The sequence below is a fragment of the Pseudomonas libanensis genome, from assembly GCF_001439685.1.
GTDB classification, from domain to species: domain Bacteria; phylum Pseudomonadota; class Gammaproteobacteria; order Pseudomonadales; family Pseudomonadaceae; genus Aquipseudomonas; species Aquipseudomonas libanensis.
Genome location: NZ_JYLH01000002.1, coordinates 165,124 through 185,148 on the forward strand (window position 1 = coordinate 165,124; position 20,025 = coordinate 185,148).

A 20,025-nucleotide genomic window follows, 5' to 3' on the forward strand; every position below is an offset into this window, starting at 1 on the left:
GCTTGCGCCTCGAAAGCAAGCCCGTATCCCGCGCGCTTGCGCCTTAACGCCTCAATCAGGCCCGGCAAATGATTGGGCGCAGCCAAGCATCGCGGTTTCTGGTGCGCAACCACAGGTGGACCTGCGCGTGATCGGCGTGTTGTGGCTCGGCATCGACGGCAATCAGGCAGTTCCCGGCATCAATCGATTTACCCATCAAAATATCGCGTTTGATCAGGACCGTGTCACCATCCCCCGGTAGTTCGTAGCAACCGTCGAGGGTCGACACGAACCACTGGCGCTGGAACCAGGTGATGCCCAGAGGCTCACCGGGTACTTGTGCAATGGTGCGGGTCACATCACCCGCAACGCTGACGACCGAACCGCCCGCCGCAATGGCCCACAATTCCCCTCTCGGACCTTCGACACCGGCAATCATATTGATGAACGCGCCGGCCTCAGTCGGCCATGGTCCATCAATTCGCTGCCAGGTCCCGCCCACCGGCCGACGCAGGATCAGGCCCGCATACCCCAGCGCGTATATTGCGTCTTGCGTCTGGACAATGTTGTTGACACCACCCAGCGTTCCGACAATGTGATCGTCGTGTTCAAGGCGAGCAACATCGCCCGATGTCCAACGATACAACCGGCGGCTGAACGTACCGATCAACAAGCCATCGCTCGCCCAACACAGGCATTCAGCAAGCTCGACGTTCTGGCCATCCGTGGCCACATAACCCAGTGTGCGGGAGTACCACTCATCGCGCGCGTTGAGCTGTGGATGGGGCGTAACCTGCCGCCATCCAGCCACCTGTCCAAGGACGGTGTTGGTGATCAGTTCATCTTCGCTAGTGATCGCCCAGACTTGGCCGTCGCTATCATTGACGATGGCCTGGATGGCATCTGGCACCCAAACCTGTGGTTGCAGGCGTAAATGCTCACCGTCCAGTTCCCCCCTGATAATCCAGGACGATGTATGACCGCTTTCGTCCGACACGTGCACGGCAAACCAGGGCACACCGGCGGCCATTGTCAGGTCGGCAAGCTGGTAGCGCCGGACGCCATGGGCGGGTGTTGATGGGTTTATGTTGTCGCTCATGTCACAGGCACCGGTTGTTGGGTCACTGTAGAAGGTACGTCGTAGAACAAAGGCAACTCCCTGTCCATGGGCCAGCCGGCCGCCGTGTAGAACTCACGCGCCTCAATCAGGAGCACCATGGCGACAGCGCGGCCGACACTTTTGCGTTCATTCCACGTCATGAACCCTGCCTGCGCCAAGGCAAAACCTTTGACGTTGAAACGTTTGAATTCATCCGAGTTGGCAAGGCCACTGTTCCTGACGGCCACATCCACACCCAGGTCCGCGGTGGTATAGACATGGGTCATCCACTCAAGCACATGCTCCAGGTACTCGCCAGTCGTTGGGTTTTTCGCGAGCAGTGTCGGATCGCCGCGCAGCCGTTTGCGTGTGTGTTTCTGGGCGTCCGTCACAAATTTATGCTGCGATCCTCTGTTCTGTGAATCCTGCATAAACGTCGCGTAGCTCTGGTCAAGGCTGAAAGACTGCCCCCTGTGCAGTGACCCTCGCAGTGCCTTGTCGGGGATCAAGTGATCGGCATCGTAGCCACGGTAGATATTCAACACCTGGGCGTTGGCCGCGGACTTGACCTGGGAAATGATTTTGTAGCCGCCCGCCAAGGTGGGCATGCGTAGCAGTTCACGCATCGCTTGCTTGGTGCTGGCATCGAGCGCGTCGGTTCGCCAGTCGAGCCCATTGATTTTATTGGCCCGCGCGACCGTGGCTTCGATTTCCGCACGCAGCACGTCTGCCTGTAGCGGGTAGGCCGCTTCAATGACGCTGGGCCGCAGGTCCGATACGCTGTACGCCGGGTTGGACAGGATTCTGGAAATCACCTCGCGCGCTTCACGCTCACTCAGTGTGTGCCCATCAGTACGCGGGTAGGTAATGCCCGCGACGTCGAATGAATCAACGAACGTGTGCTGTTGCGCTTGGTGCGCAGCGACGAACGCTGCCTGGGCAACTGCGTCCGAGGGGTCGCGCAATGCGGCCTCATAGGCGTTTCGCATCAGGGTCATGGCGGCAAAACTGCTATTCATCGGCAGTGCCCTCCGCGCGCGCGTTCGACGTATTGCCACGTACGAGATCATCGATGTGCTTGCCGAATGTCGAGGGCCTACCGTGTCCACGCGCTTGCATCCACGCCAATAAATGATCGACTGTCGGCTCAAGCAGCGAGCGGGTGCGTATGCCGTGGTCTTGCACTATCACTTGCAAGCGAGGGCTTTGCTCATCGAGCACTGCCTCCATCTCTGCCGACGCCCAATTGCGCGTGTGCTGGTGCAGGCCATCGGGGTCCAGCGTAAACCAGCCTGGGTAGCTGCCCGGCTTGCCTGTTATCACCTCGACACCAATTTCAACCTGCCGGACAGCCGGTTTACCCGGCCACGTCAGGGTGTAAATCCGGCGTACAGTCTGAAACTGTCCATCTCGCAGGGAAGAGGCCAACATCAGTTTGGACATCAGGTCGTAAAGTTGCCGCTGCCTCGGGGTAAGCGCGGCCATCTTGGGGTTGTCGGCCTCCAGGCTGATGTCCAGAGGCACCAGTGCTCCGTGGGCACCGCTGCGGCCGCCGTCCGAAACCGGGTGGGTTTGCGCACCAGGCGCGGGATCATCGTCGTGCTGCTCGGCCTCAGCGGGTGAAGGCGAACCGGCAGGCGCGCCCCACGTATTCAGCTCGACGGCGGGCTGCAGGGAAAACAGCGCGACCTCAGCGCCTTGCGCATCGACCGTTGGTGCATGGGGGCCCGCAACCGGCTGCGCGCCGCACTGATCATCAAACTGCGCCGCCCAGGTGTGCACGAACGCAAGGTAGTCCGCCTCCCCTGCATCCGGCAATTGGGACAGGTGAGTCAGCGCATCGTCGAAGGCCATCAACAACGCATTGGCGCTGATTGTGTTCAGCCAAGGGTTGTTCAGCACCTTATCTGCCTGGCGCCGTCCGGACTCGGTCAGGAACAGGCGCCCCTGCGCATCCAATGCAGCCCAACCATTGTCGTTCGGTGCTGACTCGGGCTCGTCCTGCCCCTCGCGCATCTCATACAGTTTTTGCAACGTGCTCATGGTGCTCGACGGCATCCAGCCAAATCGCCTGAACGCCTCTTGCAGGACCAGGTTAGTGCCCAGGCTTTGAGCAGGTGCCAGCAGCAAGTCCTCATGCTCGAGCAGGCAAGGTGTCGGTGAAACCACCGCGTCGCTCAGTTGGTCGATCAAGGTGTGAACGCTCTCTGTGCGGTCACTGCCCCACGCGCGCCAGGCTTCGCTGCCGCGCCGCACCATCAAGCGAGCCGGCACGAGGGTATCGTTCACTTTCAGGTTTATCGCGACACCCAACCGTTTACCGGGTAACCCCGGGGAGTCACCATGGCCCGCCAGTACCCTGAGCAAGGGCCCCTTGACCCGTCCGCCCCCGACAATACCGTGACGCATGTAGACCGAGCCGATGAGGTTGTCCAGCACCCGCTGGGCAATGGCTCCATATGCCAAGCCCATATTCAAGGCCCGGCAAGCGCTGCCAGCTCGCTCGTCGGCGGTAGCGCCCTCGACCTGTACACACCGACCCTCCTCAAATGATCGGACCATTTCGGGGGTGGTCAATGCATGAAACCTTACCCGACGCACCCTCTGGATATGCATGAACCACGGTGCTTCCTTGAGTACCTGGATCATGTGCCAGGCGATCGCTTCGCCTTGGGCATCATCGTCCGTCCCCAACACCAGCTCAGTGCATTGCAGTAAACGGCTGCCGGTATTGCGTAGGGACGCCGCCAGGTCACTGCCCTCGCGCTCGCTCAATTGCCAGTGCGGTTTGAGCCCATCACGCCAACTGATCGCACCGGGGCCTGGGAGGTCACGAATATGACCGCCACAGCCGAACACCTGAGTACCGCCAGGTACCAGTTCTTGAATGATTTTCGCCTTGTGCAAGGATTCGACAACCATCAGCGTGGCGGGACCGAGCTTGCACGCTGGCACCCGCGGGGCGCAGGTGAGCCGCTCATGCTCTGGCTCACGCACACCGGCCAAGCATCGTCCTACAACAGCCGAAGGCAAATCATTGTTCGGGTCCATCGCCTGCTGGGAAAAAAACAGATCGGAATGGCCAAACATAATGAAGCTTTTCTGCGCACGACTGATCGCTACGTTGAGCAGGCGCCCATCGTCACGATCGATAAACACCCGCTCACGATGATTGGTATCGGTTCGACGGCTGGCGCGGCTTTCCCGATTCACGGCACTGAACAACACCACAGGTTTCTCCGCCCCTTGAAGGGTATGAACCGTGCCGATGGTCAAACGCTCACTCAGGTCAGCGTCATCAGGGTCGAGTTCTTCGCGCACCCGACGCTTTATCGCTTCGACCTGGCCTCGAAATGGCGTGACGACCGCGACAAGTTTTTCCAACCCTATCGGCTGCTCCGGGTGGCCTTCGACCCTGGCGACCCACTTCGCCAGACGCGGTCCGTGCTCTTTAAGCCAGTCCACGATGGCCTTGGCTTCTCCAGGGTTGGACCATGAGTCGCCTTTGCAGGGCTCATCGTTCGGGCCACCGGTCTGATAGAACCCGAGCGGCGGTAGCGGGAACGTTGCCTTCATGCGTTTGCGCAACTGCATTTCAGCTTCGCCCTCGAGCAAGGGCAACTCGGCATCCGCGAACAGCCCTGCCAGCGGGTTGGGCACTTTGGGTTCCAACTCTTTGCTGAGCAACCCGCCCTCGGCATCACGGTCGTGATCGTGGTACAGCAAATCGATACACACATTGATGATCGACTCTGCACAACGGTAGTGCTCCCGCAGGAGCAGCCCGTCCCGTAGCCGTCCGTCCGGCATGGCCTCGGCAAACGATGCCCCGGTTCCGGCAAGCTTCATGATTGAACCCGTGGCGGAGTCCGCGCCACGCACGAGCAAGGCGCCCAAAGACGACGGATCGGCCCAACGGTCCTGCACCTGGCGCGCGTCGACCTCGGGTGTTACCGAAGACACGGGGGAGAGCTGCTTCATATCGCCGACCACCACGGCTTTTTTAGCCAGGCTAAGCACCGGCACACCCAGCTCCGGCGCAGCTTGCCCCGCCTCATCGATAATCAGCAAATCCAGGAACGCGAACAGCGGCCTACGGCCCTCTCCCAGTAACCGTGGGGCGCTATGCAAGGTGGCGACAATGCACGGAAACAGCATGGCTGCGTGCCTGAGTGCGTTCTTTCGGCTGCCAGGCTCGGGGGTTGCGATCACACTGGCCAGCCAACGCGTCTCCCAGTAACGCGCGGCCAACTGGAAAATAATCGGCCGCCACACCACGTCCAGCAATTTCTGCTGCTGCGCCTGGCGCGCCTCGGGGGTTGCGGCCACACGCAAATCCGCGAGGATGTCGATGGCCCAGGAAGATGCCCATGCCTCACTGGGAAAGCGCGCAGCCAGTTCACCGGGCTCGATCAACGCGTCGATGTCAGCCTGGCGCTCGATTGCTGAGGCCAACCCACTGCGCAATACCTGGCTCAGCGTATTCAAGTGCTCGCAGAGGGTCGACGCCGTAGGCGTTGTCGAAGCACTCTTCTGCATGAGATAGATAAAACGCGTGGCATCACTGACCTGATGTTTCTGCTCAACGCTAAACAAAGCATTGAACAACTCTGGCAGCTCGCGGAAGGCATCTTCAAAGTGCCGCGCCAAAGCAAGGGCTGCCGCAACACCGTCTTCGTACGATTGCTTGAGGCTGGAGGACCCGACGCCCAAGATGCGCAACTGCTTTTGCCGGATCTCAAGCGTGGTGAACTTGCTGCGATGGGTTTTTCCCTTGGCCTTGGACGGTGCGCTGGCGGTGAAACCCAATAGTGGCTTGCCCGTAGGGTCCAACCAACGACGTGCCAGGGCATGCTTCCTGCCTACGGCACCATTGAACGTGCCCATCACATTCTCGACACTCTGGTTGGTCGCCCCGCACACAAACGTGACGGGGCAATGTTCGCGGTTATCGTAAGCCGCCAACACCCATTGGTTGGCGATCATCGCACGCAGCATGGCCGTCTTCCCGGTGCCCGGCGGCCCACTGACCGCAACCACCCCGACCTGCTCACCCAACCGGCCGAGGGCGTGCAATGCGCGGCGCTGCGATTCGTTCAAGGGGTCTGCGCCGCGATTGACGTCTGGCTTGTCGAGGTGTGTGGCCTTATCGACCATGGCCACGTGCCGGATCGTCACCTGCGGCGCTGCCATGCCGCCTGCCTGGACAGCCGAACGGTATCGTCCGGCGCCTATGAGCTGCTCCAGTGCGCCGATGGACGGCGCATTGGGGATCGCTTCATACACGTTGGCGAGCGCACGTGTTGCATAGCCAGGCTGTCGCGGCACCGCAACCCATTGCCCCGTGATCGGGGCCATTCCCGTCTCAACCCCATCCGCTTGAACGCGGGCGAACAAGGCAAAACAGGCGTCGACATAACCGCTCAAATTGGCGCTTTGGCTCAACGTCGCGAGAAATAGCTTGAGCTCGTCGCGATAGCAATCGAAGTGGCCAATGGCCGGCGGCAGGTCGTTGGCCGCCATCAATGGCTGCGGTTCAAGCCATTGGCGGACCACACGCGGCCGGCAATCGTTGGGGTCGCGTGGTAGGCATATTTGGTTTTTGTCGTTCAGGTCGAAAGGAAACCAGAACGCGATATTCAGCCGGTCGGGCTTGAGGCGTTTTTTTTTCGCGCCCGGAGCAGGCTTTTTATCCGGGTCGGGCCACGTGACCTGGACCTCATCGCTTGATGAGGTGGTTTGATGGAACACCAGCGCCATGGGAATACGCGGATCGTCATCCGGCTCGTCCGCCTCCTGCGCACCTTCTGCGTCGTCCTCTGAGGCCTCAAGCGCCTGCGCTTGCTGTTTTCGCCGGGCCTCTGCGGCACGCTCAGTGAGAATGCCCAGTGCCAGCGCCCGACGCTTGCCGAAACCGAGATTGAAGTTGGGCCAGGCCAGCCCCGCGAAATTTGTCACCGGGATGCGGACATCGGTGGCTTGCAGGCCACCCAAGTCATCGGCAATCAGCGCTCTGTGCCAGTAGTCCAGCACATTCGCGGGCAAACTCCCGACGGGTCCTGCCTGAGGGTCCACCTCCATCGAGTGCAGAACCTGTTCCTTGGAAACCGCTACAGCAGCAAAATCCTTGCGCAACCGCTTGCTCAAGTCCATGAGACGCCTAAACATTTCTTACACCCTATAAATCCGAACGGCATACGAAGAATGGCTCGTAGCGGCCAACAATGATGGCCCATTGCCTTGGTCGCTGCAATTCAAACCGGGCACGTATAGTTAACGAGTGGCCTGTTCAATGCTATACAACTCGTGTTCAGGTCAAACGCACCGTCAACCACCCGAGACTTTCCCCGCCCATGCACGGACGCCCCCTCCTCATCGCCCTATTCCTCACCGGTACTGCCATGGCCGCAGAACCCTCCCGCTACACCTACGACGAAGCCCCCACCGATGGCTTCATGTACGCCGTGCGCTATCAGCAAGCCAAACTGGCCTGTGGTTCGCTGCCCGAAGATCTCGAGGCGGACTATGCTAAAGCGATGCGGCTGACTGGCGAGGCCAGCCCTGCGTTTAAAGCTAGCTATGCACAGCGCTTGGCAACCCAGCCAAAGTGGAGCAAACCGGCGTCGCCTGAAGAACAGGCGCTTGCGTGCGAACAAAGCCAGCACACCTTGCGCGTAACGGTGCAGCTCGCCCGGCAATGGTTTCCCGGTGGCTGGTAGCCACGTGTTTTAACCCATTGATCGGCCCATTGATCGGCATAGGTATCTACACAACGATTGGACCTGACCAATCCAGCGGCGCAGAGCCGTAGGCCCAACGTCCATAGATGCACAGACGTCGGGAACTGAGCAGCTATCATCAAGAACCATGCTTGCAGCACGTTGCTTGAACTCGCGGGTGTAGGTCTATCGCTCTTGCATGGAACCTCCTGATTGGGCGAATCATATCGCCCTTAAGAGGTGTCCGGGATCATTAGGCCAGTTCAAGCACAGAACCGATACGAATTCCTGTGGTACTACGCGCTCAAGCCACCGTGTTACACCACCTGCTGGACCTGATCCGCTTCAGGCTCTAGCGCATCCACAGTAGCGACATGGTTGGTGATGCCGAAAGGAATGTGCACGGATGGAGCAACTGCGCTAGTCGATTTAAGGTGCCCTGATTGGTCATCGAAAAAGATGTGTGGTTTCAATACACCTAAAATTTTTCCTTTCTCGATGCCGCCTAGGAAGAATGCGTCATTGGCCATCACACCCCAACTCTTGAGTGTATTCATCGCACGCTCATGAGACGGAGCATTGCGGGCTGTGACGATCGAGACGCGTATGCGGTTTTCGTATTCAGGATTGAGCTTTTTGTGCTTCTCCTCGACCGACTGGATTTTGGATATCCGCACCATGAATTCCTTCAGCGGCCCAGGGTTATGGGGCTGCATGACATTCTTCACTTCGTGCGCATGGAATTCAGACAATCCAGAGGCCTGCATGATTGTTTCGGACTCATCGCCAGCGAGCACGCCGTCAAAGTCGAATGCGATGCGTAGGGTTTTATCAGTCTCGTCGTCTTCAAATTTTGAATCGAGAACCTGGCCAGCCGGGTACCCGGCCCTGATAGCCGCTTCCACGTCTTTTTTGTCACCCGACAAAAATAAAGCGATATTCAGTGCTGGTATGTATTCATAAGGAGATTTTCCCTGCATGAAAATCGCCCTTGTCATCCCAAGCCCGTAGTGCTCGATAGTCTTCAGTACGCGCAGCCCAGTGTCGGGATCATTGCGCGAAAGAAGTATCACCTCGACGAGCGGATCCGTAGGATCGACGCTCAGGTCATTCACTGACAGTAAACGCTTGATGAAGGGGAACGCTATCCCCTTAGGAAGCGGGACGTGCAGATTGTTTTGCTGAAACTTGCGGTATTCCTCCTCCCCCTGACTCTGAAACACTGCGTCCGATGCCAGCAAATCAAACACAGCGCTGGAAGCGACGCCGATCACTAGGCGATTTTCTAACTCGTAGGGCATTGGAACCTCTCTTGATGCCTCTAAACGCAAATATTGATGGGCATCGAACATGCCGATCGATTTCAGGGCGGATCGAGAAGCACACATCGCGCGCCTCCTCCCACGCACAGTCAGGCATATCAATCTTCAAATCAATCTGCCGGTTGCTTTCATTATGGGAGGATGACTTTGAACCTTGCTGATTGGCGCCGAGTCAGCCGTCACCTGATCGCCGGATGTCGGCCCCAAGCTATTCTCCTGAGCGAAATTGGCATAATATGCCAACATCAAAAGTATCTGTTTGCATAGAACTGGAGCTAGTTATGGCGACGCGAAACGTTGTGCTCACCCCTCACCAGGACCAGGTTATCCATGACTTGGTGCAGTCCGGCCGTTATCAGAATGCCAGCGAAGTGATGCGAGAAGGTTTACGTTTATTGGAGCAGCGCGTCGCCGAAGACACCGCCAAAATTGAGGCACTGCGTCAGGCGACCTCGATCGGCATCATGGATCTTGAGCACGGGCGCTTTACTCAGGTGAACGAGGGTGATCTGGAGCACTACCTCGAGAGCTTGAGCCTGGAGGCAACCCTCCCTGCGAGAGAGAAACACTGAGCATGCCGCAGTATCGGATCTCCAACCCGGCTCGTGCCGACATTGTCGACATCCTTAGGCTCTCCCAGACGCAGTTCGGCGATCAAGCACGCCAGCGCTACCAGGCGCTGATCCTCGCGGCGCTGCAAGCGCTTGCCGACACGCCTTATCGCATTGGCAGCCACGACCGCGATGAACTTGCACCGGGCCTTCGCAGCTATCACCTCATCTATTCACGCCAGCAGGCCAAACAAACCCATGGAACGGTCAAAAGCCCACGCCATATCATGTTCTATCGTGTGACAAACGACGACGTGATCGAGGTCGTCAGACTCCTTCATGACGCCATGGAAGTGCAGTTGCACTTGCCTAACGACTGATCAGCGACCTGGCCCAACGGCTTAACTGGCCAGAAATAGCGAAGTCCGTCGGAGATCGCCATTTGCGATCACTCGCACACTCGGTATGAATGGGGGCAAAAGTGGGGGCAAACAAAAGTGTTATCGACCTAAAAACATTGTCCCAGAGCCCTGTCAAAATGTTCTTTGGTAATCCTGATAGCCTGTAATCCAGCCATAGACATATCGCCCGAAAACTACAGCGCAAACTCCGCTCGGATCAGCGTGCCCCCTTCGGCACGGTTGCTGGCGGTAATGATTCCGCCATGGGCCAGGCAGATTGCGCGGGCGATGGACAAGCCCAGCCCGCTGCCGCCCGAATAACGCGCCCTGGAGCGTTCCGCCCGCCAGAACCGGTCAAATACGCTGTCCAGGTGCTGAACCTCGATACCTGGGCCGCGGTCACCGATCTCTAACACCACTCGGTCTTCGACTCGATGCGCCATGACGCTCAATTCGCCCCCGCCAGCCGCGTAACGCAGCAGGTTATCCACCAGGATATTGATCACCTGGCCCAGGCGATCGCGATCGGCATGCAGACGAAATCCATCGGCAATACTGACCTTCGTGCGCACACCGGCCTCATCCAGTTGCGGCTGAAACCAGGCCAGTCGTTCGGCGACCAGGGCCGCCAGGGAAAAATCGCTGCGCTCCAGCACCAACCGGCCGGCCCGGGCCATCGACAACAGGTGCAGGTCATCCACCAGTTTTCGCAGTTGATCGAGCTGGCGCTTGACCATGCCCAACTGCGCGGCATCGCTGGGGAACACCTCATCGAGCATGCCCTGCACCCGGCCCATGGCAGCGTTCAATGGCGTGCGCAGTTCGTGGGCAATGACCGCGCTGGACTCGTGTACATCGCGCTCGTAGCGCTCCAGTTGCGTGGTCATGCTGTTGAAGTCGCTGATCAGGCGCTGCAGCTCATCGGGTGCGTCGCGGTGAACCGGCAGGCGCGTCAGGAAATCACCGCCGGCAACCCGTTGCGCGCCCTGGGCAATCGCCGAGAACTGGCTGGACAAGGGGCGCGAAAACCACAAGCCACAGGCGATGATGATCGGAATAGCCGCCAGCACCAGGCCAGCCAGAATCAGCCAGTCGCGGTTGGCCATGTCCGGCAGGAAGAATTCCACCGGATAATATTCGGCAACCAGTTGTCGCAGACGTTTTTCGTTGAGCTGCGGCTCGGCGCGCAGCTGCAGCAACTCCTCGCGCGCCGCTGGCGGCAGGTGCTGCAAAAAGTACCGGTCCGACAGCCTGAAGTTGATCCACATGCAGATGGCGATCACCACCACCGCGCCGATCGCCAACAGGCTCATGCGCATGCCGACCCAGCGCCACAGGGGTTTGTCGTTGACCCGTGAGTTCTCAAGCATGTTGCTCACCTGAACCGATAGCCGATGGAGCGCACCGTCACCAGTACCCCGGCGATGCCATGGGTTTCGAGCTTGCGCCGCAGGTTGTGCACATGGGCGTCGACGACGCGGGCCAGGGCTTCGCTTTCCGGCAGGCAGATTTCCAGCAGCTCATCACGGGTGAAGGCCTTTGAGGGGGTCTTCAGCAAGGTGAACAAGAGTTTGAACTCCGTCGGCGTCAGGTCCAGCAACTGCGACGGCGCATCGCGGTGTTCAATGGCCGCGGTAAAGGCCACGAGGTCCACTCGCAGGTTTTCATGACGCAGTAACTGTTCCACCGGTTGGCTGCCCGTGGTACGCCGCAGCACTGCGTGCACCCGCGCCACCACCTCGCGTGGGCTGTAGGGCTTGACCACATAGTCGTCCGCGCCATAGCGCAAGGCGCCGAGTTTTTCCGGCTCGTCGCCCATGGCCGTGACCATGATCACCGGCGTGTCACTGTTGCGCCGCACCGCAGACAACACCTCGGTGCCACTCAAGCGCGGCAGCATCACGTCGAGCAATATCAGGTCGGGCCGCCAACTTTTGTGCAGGTCCAGACCGCGTTGGCCGTCTTCGGCCAGGGCCACCTCAAAACCGTCCCGACGCAGATAGGCTTCGAGAATGTTGGCGCTGTCGGCGTCGTCTTCGACGATGAGGATACGTTTTCCTGACACAAAGAAGCCTCTTGATGAAACCTTGATAATTCACGAACGGTTTATTGAAAGTCCGCGGGCAGTATTGCCCTACGCCCGACTTTCGCGAACCGATCCTATGCCGACCACTGCATCGCTGTCCAAGCCTATCCAGCTGCCTGAACGCCTTGACGCGGTTTTGCCGCGGGTCGCCACGCTGTCCGGCGCATCGCTATTTTCCTCCGCTGAAAGGGTTTCACCATGAACTTGACCACTCCCCCTACCCGTACCGTGCTGTGGGGCGCCGCCGCCTTGATGGCCTGCACGCTCGCGACCCCGGCACAGGCGGCCGACGCCAGCCCGGCAGCCGACAAGACCACCGCCACCCTGGGCCTTGGCATGGGGGTCATGCCGCGCTACATGGGCGCCGACCGCTACCGCGCGCTTGTGCTGCCGATGTTCAGCATCCAGCACGGCGTGCTGTTCGCCGATACCACCCGTGGTCTGGGCCTGCAATTTCAATCCGACAGCGGCTTTGGCGCCAGCGCGGCGATCAACTACGACCTGGGTCGCAAGGAGAAGGACAGCACCAGCCGCCCGGGTGACCGCGAGCTGAACGGCATGGGCGATGTCAACGGCGCCACCGTCGCCGACTTCACCCTCAGCCAGCAACTGCTTGACTGGCTGTCGGTCAGCGGCGAAGCCGAACTGCGCATGGCCGGCGAGCACCGTGGCAACCGCTACCGCTTTGGCCTGGAAGGCATCCTGGTGCATACCGACACCGACACCCTGGCCCTGGACATCGACGCCCATGCCGGCGATGGCCGCTACAACCAGACCTTCTTCGGCGTTACCCAGGCACAAAGCCAGCGTTCGCTCTATGGAAAATACAGCGCCGATGCCGGGATCTACGCCTACTCCGCCGCCTTGAACTGGCAGCACAGTCTGGACGCGCACTGGTCGACGCTGGTCAGCCTGACGCTGACCCAGTACGCCGACCAGGCCCGTAACAGCCCGCTGGTCCGGCGTGAGAGCGCCGGCCTGGGCATGTTCGCCATCAACTACACCTTCTGATAACGAGGCGCCAGGCATGCAGGGTTTTGCTCAATTGTTCCGTCCTTGGGGCCGTCTCCTGCTGCTCGGCGCGCTATCGCTGGGTATCGGTGCTCAAGCCTGCGCGTTCGTCCACCCGGGCCTGTTGCAGACCGAGGAGGATTTCATACGCATCCGCGAAAAACTGGCCAACCATAACCAGCCGTGGCTGGCCGGCTGGCAGAAGCTGATCGCCAACCGGCACGCATCCCTGGCCTGGAACCCGAGCCCGGTCGCGGTGGTGTATCGGGGGGCGGATGGTCGACATCCGGAAAACTACGCGAGGTTATTCAACGACGCTGCCGCCGCGTACGCCTTGGCCCTGCGCTGGCAACTTTCGGGTGATCCGGCGTATGCCGACAAAGCCGTAGCGATGTTGAACCAATGGTCCACCACCCTGACGGCGATTGAAGGCACATCGGACCGTTTCCTGGCAGCCGGTTTGTATGGTTATCAACTCGCCAATGCCGCAGAGTTGCTGCGCGGTTATTCAAAGTGGACGACTGCGGACTTTCACCAGTTCCAGCGCATGATGCTCACGGTCTTCTACCCGATGAACCATGATTTCCTGGTACGTCACAATAACGCGCTGGTCGACCACTATTGGGCGAACTGGGATCTGGCCAACATGAACTCGATGCTGGCGATTGGCGTACTGACCGACCGCCGCGATATCTATGATGAAGCGGTCAACTACTTCAAACATGGCGCTGGCAACGGTGCCATTGAACACGTGGTCTGGAAGCTCTACGGCAATGGTCTCGGTCAAGTCCAGGAGAGCGGGCGTGACCAGACGCATACACTGCTCGACATCGCCTTGCTCGGGAGTTTCTGCCAAATGGCCTGGAGCCAGGGTGACGACCTGTTCGGTTACCAGAACAACCGCGTGCTACAAGGCGCCGAGTACGTGGCCAAGTACAACCTGGGCCACGACGTGCCATTCACCCCCTTTATCAACAACGGTTTCAAGCAAACCGTTATCTCGCCAGAACATCGCGGCGACATCCGTCCGATCTGGGAACTGCTCTACAACCACTACGTCGTGCTTAAAGGCCTCAAGGCGCCCAACGTGAAAGCCTTCGCGCAGAAGGTCCAGGTGGAAGGTGGTGGCGGGGATTACGGGCCGAACAGCGGTGGCTACGATCAGTTGGGGTATGGAACCTTGCTGTATTCGTTGGGGGAATACGGGCTGTCCAACACTGAGCTGATGCCGTGAAGGTCTCAGTGCGCCCCTACGTCACTTCCTGACGCGGGGCGCGGCCCAGCGACCAACCGAAGTTCATGCCCGCAGCCGCCAGCAGGATGGCGCTCCCACCGAGCACTTGCAGGACGCTGAGCGGATGCGCGAAGGCAACCCAGTCGACCAGGATGGCCACGATCGGATAGATGAATGACAGAGCCCCTACCAGCGCCGTGGGGATTTTCTGAATGGCGCTGTACAGCAAGGTGGACATGAGCCCGGTATGAACCACGCCGATAATGATCAGGTACGTCCAGGCGTTCTCCACCGTCTCGACCCTGCCCACGTCCACGAACGGGGACAGGACCAGCGCACCGACCACCATCTGGATCAGCACGATCAGGTGCGCGGGCAGGTCCTTGAGGCGTTTGGTGATCGCAGCCGCCACCGCGTAGAAGAAGGCTGAAGCCAGGGCCAGGCAGACGCCCAGCACGTAGTCGGCACCCGTGGCCTGCCCACTGCCTTTGGCGGATACGATCAGCGTCAGGCCGGCGAAGGCCAACAGCAGCCAGCCGACCTTGGCGGCGCTGAGGCGTTCGGCAAAAAACACTGCACCCAGGCCCACCAGCATGAACGGCTGGACGTGGTAGACCACCGTGGCAATGGCGATGGAGGAGTGTTTGTAGGCACTGAACAGCAGCACCCAGTTGAGGATCAGCGCCAGCCCGCCCAGGCACACCAGTATGAACTGCCGCAGGCTGATCACGGAGCGGCGCAGCACGCCGAGCACGAGGCACGCCACCAGCATCGCCATGGCGCCGAACAGGCAACGCCAGAACACCACGGCCTCAGGACTTTGCCCCGACATGATGACGAACCAGCCCACTGTGCCGGAGATCACCATGGCCGAGATCATTTCGAGGGTCCCGCGGGTTTGCGACTTCATCACTCACTGCTTCCTTGCTCTCGACATTGCCGTAACCTAAGGCGCCATAAACAGCCCGGCTGAAAAGGCCAACTTTATAATGAACTATTGGACGGTATACTGAACAAGGCATCTAATAGCGTCAACTCATTTTAGGGTGTTTTATAGAACGAATGACCGACATAACGAACGCCGTCACGGTAAAAAACCCCAGCCGAATCGACCTGCTGGCACTCTCAATCAAACGCGAACGCCTGGCTGCCGGGCTTTCATTGACCGAATTGGCGAAGCGCGCCGGGGTGGCCAAGTCGACGTTGTCTCAACTGGAATCGGGTATCGGTAACCCCAGCATCGAGACCTTATGGGCGCTGGCGATGGCAATGGGTTTGCAAGTCACCCGGTTCTTCGAGCAACCCCAGCAGACGCTGCGGGTGATCCGCGCCAACGAGGGCATGACCGCCTATGCCGAGACGGCCAATTACGCAGCGACACTGCTTGCTGATTGCCCTGCGGGGGTACAGCGCGACATCTACCGGCTGAAGGTGCAGCCCGGCGAAGTGCAGCTGTCTCAGCCTCACCCTTCGGGCACCATAGAGCACGTGGTGCTGTGCAGTGGCAGCGCCCATATAGGCCCGGCAAGCGGGCCTGTGCTGCTGAACGCTGGCGACTACATCAGCTACCTGGCAAATGTGCCGCATGTGTTCGAAGCACTCGAGGCGGATACCACGGCGGTGATGGTAATAGAGCATTCCTGAGAAGGAGGCCCTGGAACCGGCGGGGCTGCGCGGCTTGGGCACCAGCACAGCCCCTGCCAGGCTTATTTGCCTGTGGTCAGCGCGTTGTAGCTGGTGAACAGGTTGCGGTAGTCCGGGATGTGGTTGGAGAACAACGTTCCCAGGCCTTCAATATCATTGCGCCAGTCGCGGTGCAGCTCACAGGCCAGGCCGAACCAGGTCATCAGTTGCGCGCCATTGGCCGACATGCGGGCCCAGGCCGATTGCTGGGTCAGTTCATTGAAGGTACCGGAGGCGTCGGTGACCACAAATACCTCGAAGCCTTCCGCCAGGGCTGACAGGGCCGGAAACGCCACGCACACTTCAGTCACGACGCCAGCGATGATCAGTTGCTTCTTGCCGGTGGCCTTGATGGCCTTGACGAAGTCTTCGTTGTCCCAGGCGTTGATCTGGCCGGGCCGGGCGATGTAGGGCGCATCCGGGAACAATGCCTTGAGCTCAGGCACCAGCGGGCCGTTGGGACCGGTTTCGAAACTGGTGGTGAGGATGGTCGGCAATTTGAAGTACTTGGCCAAGTCAGCCAGGGCCAGCACGTTGTTCTTGAATTTGTCCGGGTCGATGTCGCGAACCAGCGACAGCAAGCCAGCCTGGTGGTCGACCAACAGCACGGCGGCGTTGTCTTTGTCCAAGCGAACGTAAGGTGTAGACATCATGATGCTCCTGATAAAAGGGGTGCCCATCGAAATGTGCGCACCGTAAAGAACCCAGCGTGTTTTACTTGCGTTGTGAGTCTAGTGCTTCGTGGTTGTTTGCCACTTCCTGGGCCTTGATGTAGCTCTCGATCAAAAGCTGGTAGTGCGGCATGGCCTGGGTATAGACATTCGCCCACGCCTGGGCATCCGGGCGGTTCCATGAACCTTGCAGCTCTGACAGCGTGCCCATGATGTCAATCGGCACCACCCCGGCTTGTGCCAGGCGCGCCACGGTCAGGTCTGTGGCTAAGCGTGAGTGGTTGCCCGAAGCGTCCACTACGGCGAATACCTTGTAGCCTTCATGCACCGCTGCAATGGACGGAAAAGCCAGGCAAACGCTGGTCAGGGTGCCGGCGATCACCAGGGTTTTCTTGCCGGTGGCTTTGACGGCGGCGTGGAACTCAGGATTATCCCAGGCATTGATTTCACCACGGCGGGCGACGTATTGGGCGTGCGGCGCGGCTTCGTGGATTTCCGGAATCAGCGGGCCGTTGGGGCCTTGGGGCACAGAAGCGGTGGTGATGACCGGAATGTTCAGCAAGGTCGCCGCCTTGGCCAACGCGATGGCATTGGCACGCAGTTGAGGCACTTCGATGTCCTTGACGATCTGGAACAGACCGCTCTGGTGGTCGATCAGCAGCATGGCTGTATCGGCAGCGTCAATGGTTGGCTTTTGCCCATTAAAGTTTGCTGTGTTACCTGATGCGCTCATTGGTATGTCCTCTTACGTGGAGGGGCCACCTTAGTCACCACACTGGCCGTTCGGTAGTGGCTGAATTAAGCTTCACCATCTCAAAATTGGAACGCTGCCGATGTTCGACCTGAACGAACTCTTCCTTTATGCCAAGGTTGTCGAACATGGCGGCTTTGCCGCAGCCGGTCGTGCCCTCGACCTGCCGAAGTCGACCTTGAGCCGCAGGGTCGGCCAACTCGAAGCAAGGCTGGGGGCGCGTCTGATACAACGTTCCACACGCCAGTTCCAGGTCACCGATATCGGCCAGGCTTATTACCGGCATTGTGTTGCGATGATTGCCGAGGCGGAGTCGGCCGAGGACGTGATTGCACTCAACAAGTCAGAGCCGCGCGGGGTCATTCGCTTGAGTTGCACCACTGCACTGCTCAACCACTGGGTAGCGCCGATGCTCGCCCAATTCATGGCGCAGTGCCCGAGCGTCGAACTCAATGTAAAAAGCTTCAACCGCAAGGTCGATGTGATCAGCGAGGGCTATGACCTGGCACTGAGCCTGTGCTTTCCACCGTTGGAAAGCAGTGAGCTGGTCATGAAGGTACTGGGCAAAAGCCCCCAGGTACTGGTGGCCAGCGCAACGTTCCTGCAGGCGCATGCCCTGCCCTTGCAACCTGCTGACATCGCCGGGCTGCCCACTATCAATTGGGGCAACCCGACGGCGCAGTACCTGTGGGAGTTGGACGGCCCCCAAGGCGCGACGGCGCAGGTGCAGCACACACCGCGGTTGGTCAGCGATGACATGTCGACCCTGAAAAACGCTGCACTGCGCGGTGTCGGCATTGCCAATCTGCCGATCGCCGTCGTGGCCGATGAGATCGCCGATGGACGCCTGATTGCGTTGCTGCCTGAGTGGCAGCCCACCGAAGGTGTGATTACCGTCGTCTTTGCGTCCAGGCGTGGGCTGATGCCGTCGGTGCGGTCCTTGATTGATTTTCTGGGCGAGGCGTTCGATGCAGCAGACTCAGTCAAGTCCGGCTCTTGAGCTTGCTCCACAACCGCACCCGCTCCATTCTCAACGTTGGCGCGCAGAAAAGCGGAAGACCAAAGGCCGCAAAGGTTCCTTGCACGCTTGGCAATAGTCTTTTGTCATCACGCCTATTGATAGCACCCTAACGAAACCCCCATGCTAGAGGGCTAAGTACGCGCTTATATCATTCCGAATGATAGTTACCTTTGCTTCATTCGATTCGTGACATACCGCCTCGCCGCGCATGATCCGCCCATCTCAAATACATTGGCGGATGCACCTCATGGAACAGTCACTCAAACATTTGCGCTTCCCCTTGGCGATCCTTGCCGTGGTGGTGATGAGCGCGTGCGGCAAGACCCCGGATCAAGCGGCCGCCATGCCCCCGGCCAAGGTCAGCGTAGCCAAGGTACTGGAGCAGCCGGTCAACGAGTGGGACGAATTCACCGGGCGCCTCGAGGCGCCGGAAACCGTGCAGATTCGCCCTCGGGTCTCGGGCCAGATTGACCAAGTCGCTTTTACCGAAGGCGCTTTGGTCAAGAAAGGCGACCTGTTGTTCCAGATCGACCCTCGCCCCTTCCAGGCGGAAGTGCGTCGTCTCGAAGCCCAACTCGCGCAAACCAAGGCGGCCGCCACCCGCAGTGAAAACGAAGCGCAGCGCGGCGAACGCCTGCGCCAGAGCAATGCGATTTCCGCCGAACTGGCCGACTCGCGCACCACCGCCGCCCAGGAAGCCCGCGCCGCCATGGCCGGGATCCAGGCGCAGCTGGACCTGGCCAGGCTGAACCTGAGCTTTACCCGCGTCACTTCGCCCATCAGCGGTCGCGTCAGCCGCGCGGAAATCACCGCCGGCAACCTGGTCACCGCCGATACCACCACCCTGACCAGCGTGGTCTCCACCGACAAGGTCTACGCCTACTTCGACGCCGATGAGCGTGTGTTCCTCAAGTACACCGAACTGGCCCGCCAGGGCCGTCGTGGCGCAACCACCCCGGTGTACCTGGGCCTGTCGAATGAAACCGGCAACCCGCACCTGGGCCAGATGAACTTCGTCGACAACCAGGTCAACCCGGCTACGGGCACCATCCGCGGCCGTGCGGTGTTCGACAACAGCAAGGGTGAGTACACCCCCGGCCTGTATGCGCGCTTGAAGCTGGTCGGCAGCGGCACCTACTCCGCCGTGCTGATCAACGACGAAGCCGTCGGCACGGACCTGGGCAAGAAGTTCGTGCTGGTGATGGAAGGCGACAAGCCGGCTTACCGGGCGGTAGAGCTGGGGCCGAAGATCGAAGGCCTGCGCATTGTGCGCAGCGGCCTGAACAAGGACGACACCGTTATCGTCAAGGGCCTGCAGCGCGTGCGCCCGGGTTCGCCGGTCGCGCCGGAAACCATCCCGATGGCCAGCAAGGAAACCCTCGCCGCCTTGGCCCAACAACGACAAGCGCTTGAAGCCAGCAACCTGGAGCAAGTGGCGCCGGACAAACCCGCGCCCAAGCTCGCCAGTGTCGCGACTTCACGCGATTAAGGGATACG

General features: G+C 59.9%; 17 protein-coding genes and 1 pseudogene. 8 read left to right on the forward strand and 10 right to left on the reverse strand.

Translation table 11 applies throughout. The annotated features are described in order from the left end of the window. Positions 1–55: 55 nt before the first annotated feature. Genes TU73_RS03425 through TU73_RS03435 form a run of 3 tightly spaced genes read right to left on the reverse strand, consistent with a single transcriptional unit; the run spans position 56 to position 7,246 of the window. Positions 56–1,078 carry a hypothetical protein gene (locus TU73_RS03425; protein ID WP_156421195.1) on the reverse strand — a complete coding sequence of 341 codons (1,023 nt, stop codon included), beginning with the start codon at positions 1,076–1,078 and terminating at the stop codon, positions 56–58. Further along, positions 1,075–2,097: a hypothetical protein gene (locus TU73_RS03430; RefSeq protein ID WP_057010987.1), complete on the reverse strand. Its 1,023-nt coding sequence runs from the start codon at positions 2,095–2,097 to the stop codon at positions 1,075–1,077. The genes TU73_RS03425 and TU73_RS03430 overlap by 4 nt, the downstream gene beginning before the upstream one ends. Next, positions 2,090–7,246 (reverse strand): AAA domain-containing protein, encoded by a 5,157-nt coding sequence (locus TU73_RS03435; protein WP_082642537.1) that lies wholly within the window; start codon positions 7,244–7,246, stop codon positions 2,090–2,092. The genes TU73_RS03430 and TU73_RS03435 overlap by 8 nt, the downstream gene beginning before the upstream one ends. Before the next feature lie 233 nt (positions 7,247–7,479). On the opposite strand from TU73_RS03435, the gene TU73_RS03440 reads away from it, so the two are divergent. Continuing rightward, positions 7,480–7,797 (forward strand): hypothetical protein, encoded by a 318-nt coding sequence (locus TU73_RS03440; RefSeq protein ID WP_057010989.1) that lies wholly within the window; start codon positions 7,480–7,482, stop codon positions 7,795–7,797. A gap of 9 nt (positions 7,798–7,806) precedes the next feature. Here the strand turns inward: TU73_RS03440 and TU73_RS28000 are convergent. Together TU73_RS28000 and TU73_RS03445 are read right to left on the reverse strand one after the other, a co-directional pair. Further along, a pseudogene (locus tag TU73_RS28000) lies at positions 7,807–7,968 on the reverse strand (transposase); the annotation flags it as partial. Between the two features lie 146 nt (positions 7,969–8,114). Further along, on the reverse strand, positions 8,115–9,098 hold the full coding sequence (locus tag TU73_RS03445; protein ID WP_057010990.1) for a 5'-nucleotidase: 984 nt from the start codon (positions 9,096–9,098) through the stop codon (positions 8,115–8,117). Between the two features lie 302 nt (positions 9,099–9,400). On the opposite strand from TU73_RS03445, the gene TU73_RS03450 reads away from it, so the two are divergent. Together TU73_RS03450 and TU73_RS03455 are read left to right on the forward strand one after the other, a co-directional pair. Next, entirely contained in the window at positions 9,401–9,691 is a 291-nt protein-coding gene (locus TU73_RS03450; RefSeq protein ID WP_057010991.1) for a type II toxin-antitoxin system ParD family antitoxin, read from the forward strand. 2 nt (positions 9,692–9,693) lie between these two features. Beyond that, a complete protein-coding gene (locus TU73_RS03455; RefSeq protein WP_057010992.1) occupies positions 9,694–10,050 on the forward strand; it encodes a type II toxin-antitoxin system RelE/ParE family toxin in 357 nt (118 codons plus the stop codon). Between the two features lie 215 nt (positions 10,051–10,265). Here TU73_RS03455 and TU73_RS03460 read toward each other — a convergent pair whose 3' ends face one another. Both TU73_RS03460 and TU73_RS03465 read right to left on the reverse strand, forming a co-directional pair. Next, complete coding sequence (locus tag TU73_RS03460) at positions 10,266–11,441, reverse strand: sensor histidine kinase (RefSeq protein ID WP_057010993.1); 1,176 nt, start codon at positions 11,439–11,441, stop codon at positions 10,266–10,268. A gap of 5 nt (positions 11,442–11,446) precedes the next feature. After that, positions 11,447–12,136: a response regulator gene (locus TU73_RS03465; protein ID WP_057010994.1), complete on the reverse strand. Its 690-nt coding sequence runs from the start codon at positions 12,134–12,136 to the stop codon at positions 11,447–11,449. Positions 12,137–12,355: 219 nt separating this feature from the next. Between TU73_RS03465 and TU73_RS03470 the strand changes: the two genes are divergently transcribed. Continuing rightward, the gene (locus tag TU73_RS03470; protein ID WP_057010995.1) at positions 12,356–13,168 is read left to right on the forward strand and encodes a MipA/OmpV family protein; all 813 of its coding nucleotides are present in this window, start codon (positions 12,356–12,358) and stop codon (positions 13,166–13,168) included. A 16-nt stretch (positions 13,169–13,184) separates the two neighbouring features. Beyond that, on the forward strand, positions 13,185–14,402 hold the full coding sequence (locus TU73_RS03475; RefSeq protein ID WP_057010996.1) for an alginate lyase family protein: 1,218 nt from the start codon (positions 13,185–13,187) through the stop codon (positions 14,400–14,402). 16 nt (positions 14,403–14,418) lie between these two features. Here TU73_RS03475 and TU73_RS03480 read toward each other — a convergent pair whose 3' ends face one another. Then, positions 14,419–15,312, reverse strand: a complete 894-nt coding sequence (locus tag TU73_RS03480) for a DMT family transporter (protein WP_057010997.1) — start codon at positions 15,310–15,312, stop codon at positions 14,419–14,421. Positions 15,313–15,464: 152 nt separating this feature from the next. Between TU73_RS03480 and TU73_RS03485 the strand changes: the two genes are divergently transcribed. Beyond that, on the forward strand, positions 15,465–16,046 hold the full coding sequence (locus TU73_RS03485; RefSeq protein ID WP_057010998.1) for a helix-turn-helix domain-containing protein: 582 nt from the start codon (positions 15,465–15,467) through the stop codon (positions 16,044–16,046). Between the two features lie 62 nt (positions 16,047–16,108). On the opposite strand, the gene ycaC is transcribed toward TU73_RS03485, so the two are convergent. Both ycaC and TU73_RS03495 read right to left on the reverse strand, forming a co-directional pair. Further along, positions 16,109–16,735: an isochorismate family cysteine hydrolase YcaC gene (gene ycaC / locus TU73_RS03490; RefSeq protein ID WP_046068033.1), complete on the reverse strand. Its 627-nt coding sequence runs from the start codon at positions 16,733–16,735 to the stop codon at positions 16,109–16,111. Between the two features lie 64 nt (positions 16,736–16,799). Next, entirely contained in the window at positions 16,800–17,489 is a 690-nt protein-coding gene (locus tag TU73_RS03495; RefSeq protein ID WP_057010999.1) for an isochorismatase family protein, read from the reverse strand. 100 nt (positions 17,490–17,589) lie between these two features. Between TU73_RS03495 and TU73_RS03500 the strand changes: the two genes are divergently transcribed. Both TU73_RS03500 and mexE read left to right on the forward strand, forming a co-directional pair. Further along, the gene (locus TU73_RS03500; RefSeq protein WP_057011000.1) at positions 17,590–18,507 is read left to right on the forward strand and encodes a LysR substrate-binding domain-containing protein; all 918 of its coding nucleotides are present in this window, start codon (positions 17,590–17,592) and stop codon (positions 18,505–18,507) included. A gap of 268 nt (positions 18,508–18,775) precedes the next feature. Further along, entirely contained in the window at positions 18,776–20,017 is a 1,242-nt protein-coding gene (gene mexE / locus TU73_RS03505) for a multidrug efflux RND transporter periplasmic adaptor subunit MexE (RefSeq protein WP_057011318.1), read from the forward strand. The last annotated feature ends 8 nt before the right edge of the window (positions 20,018–20,025 follow it).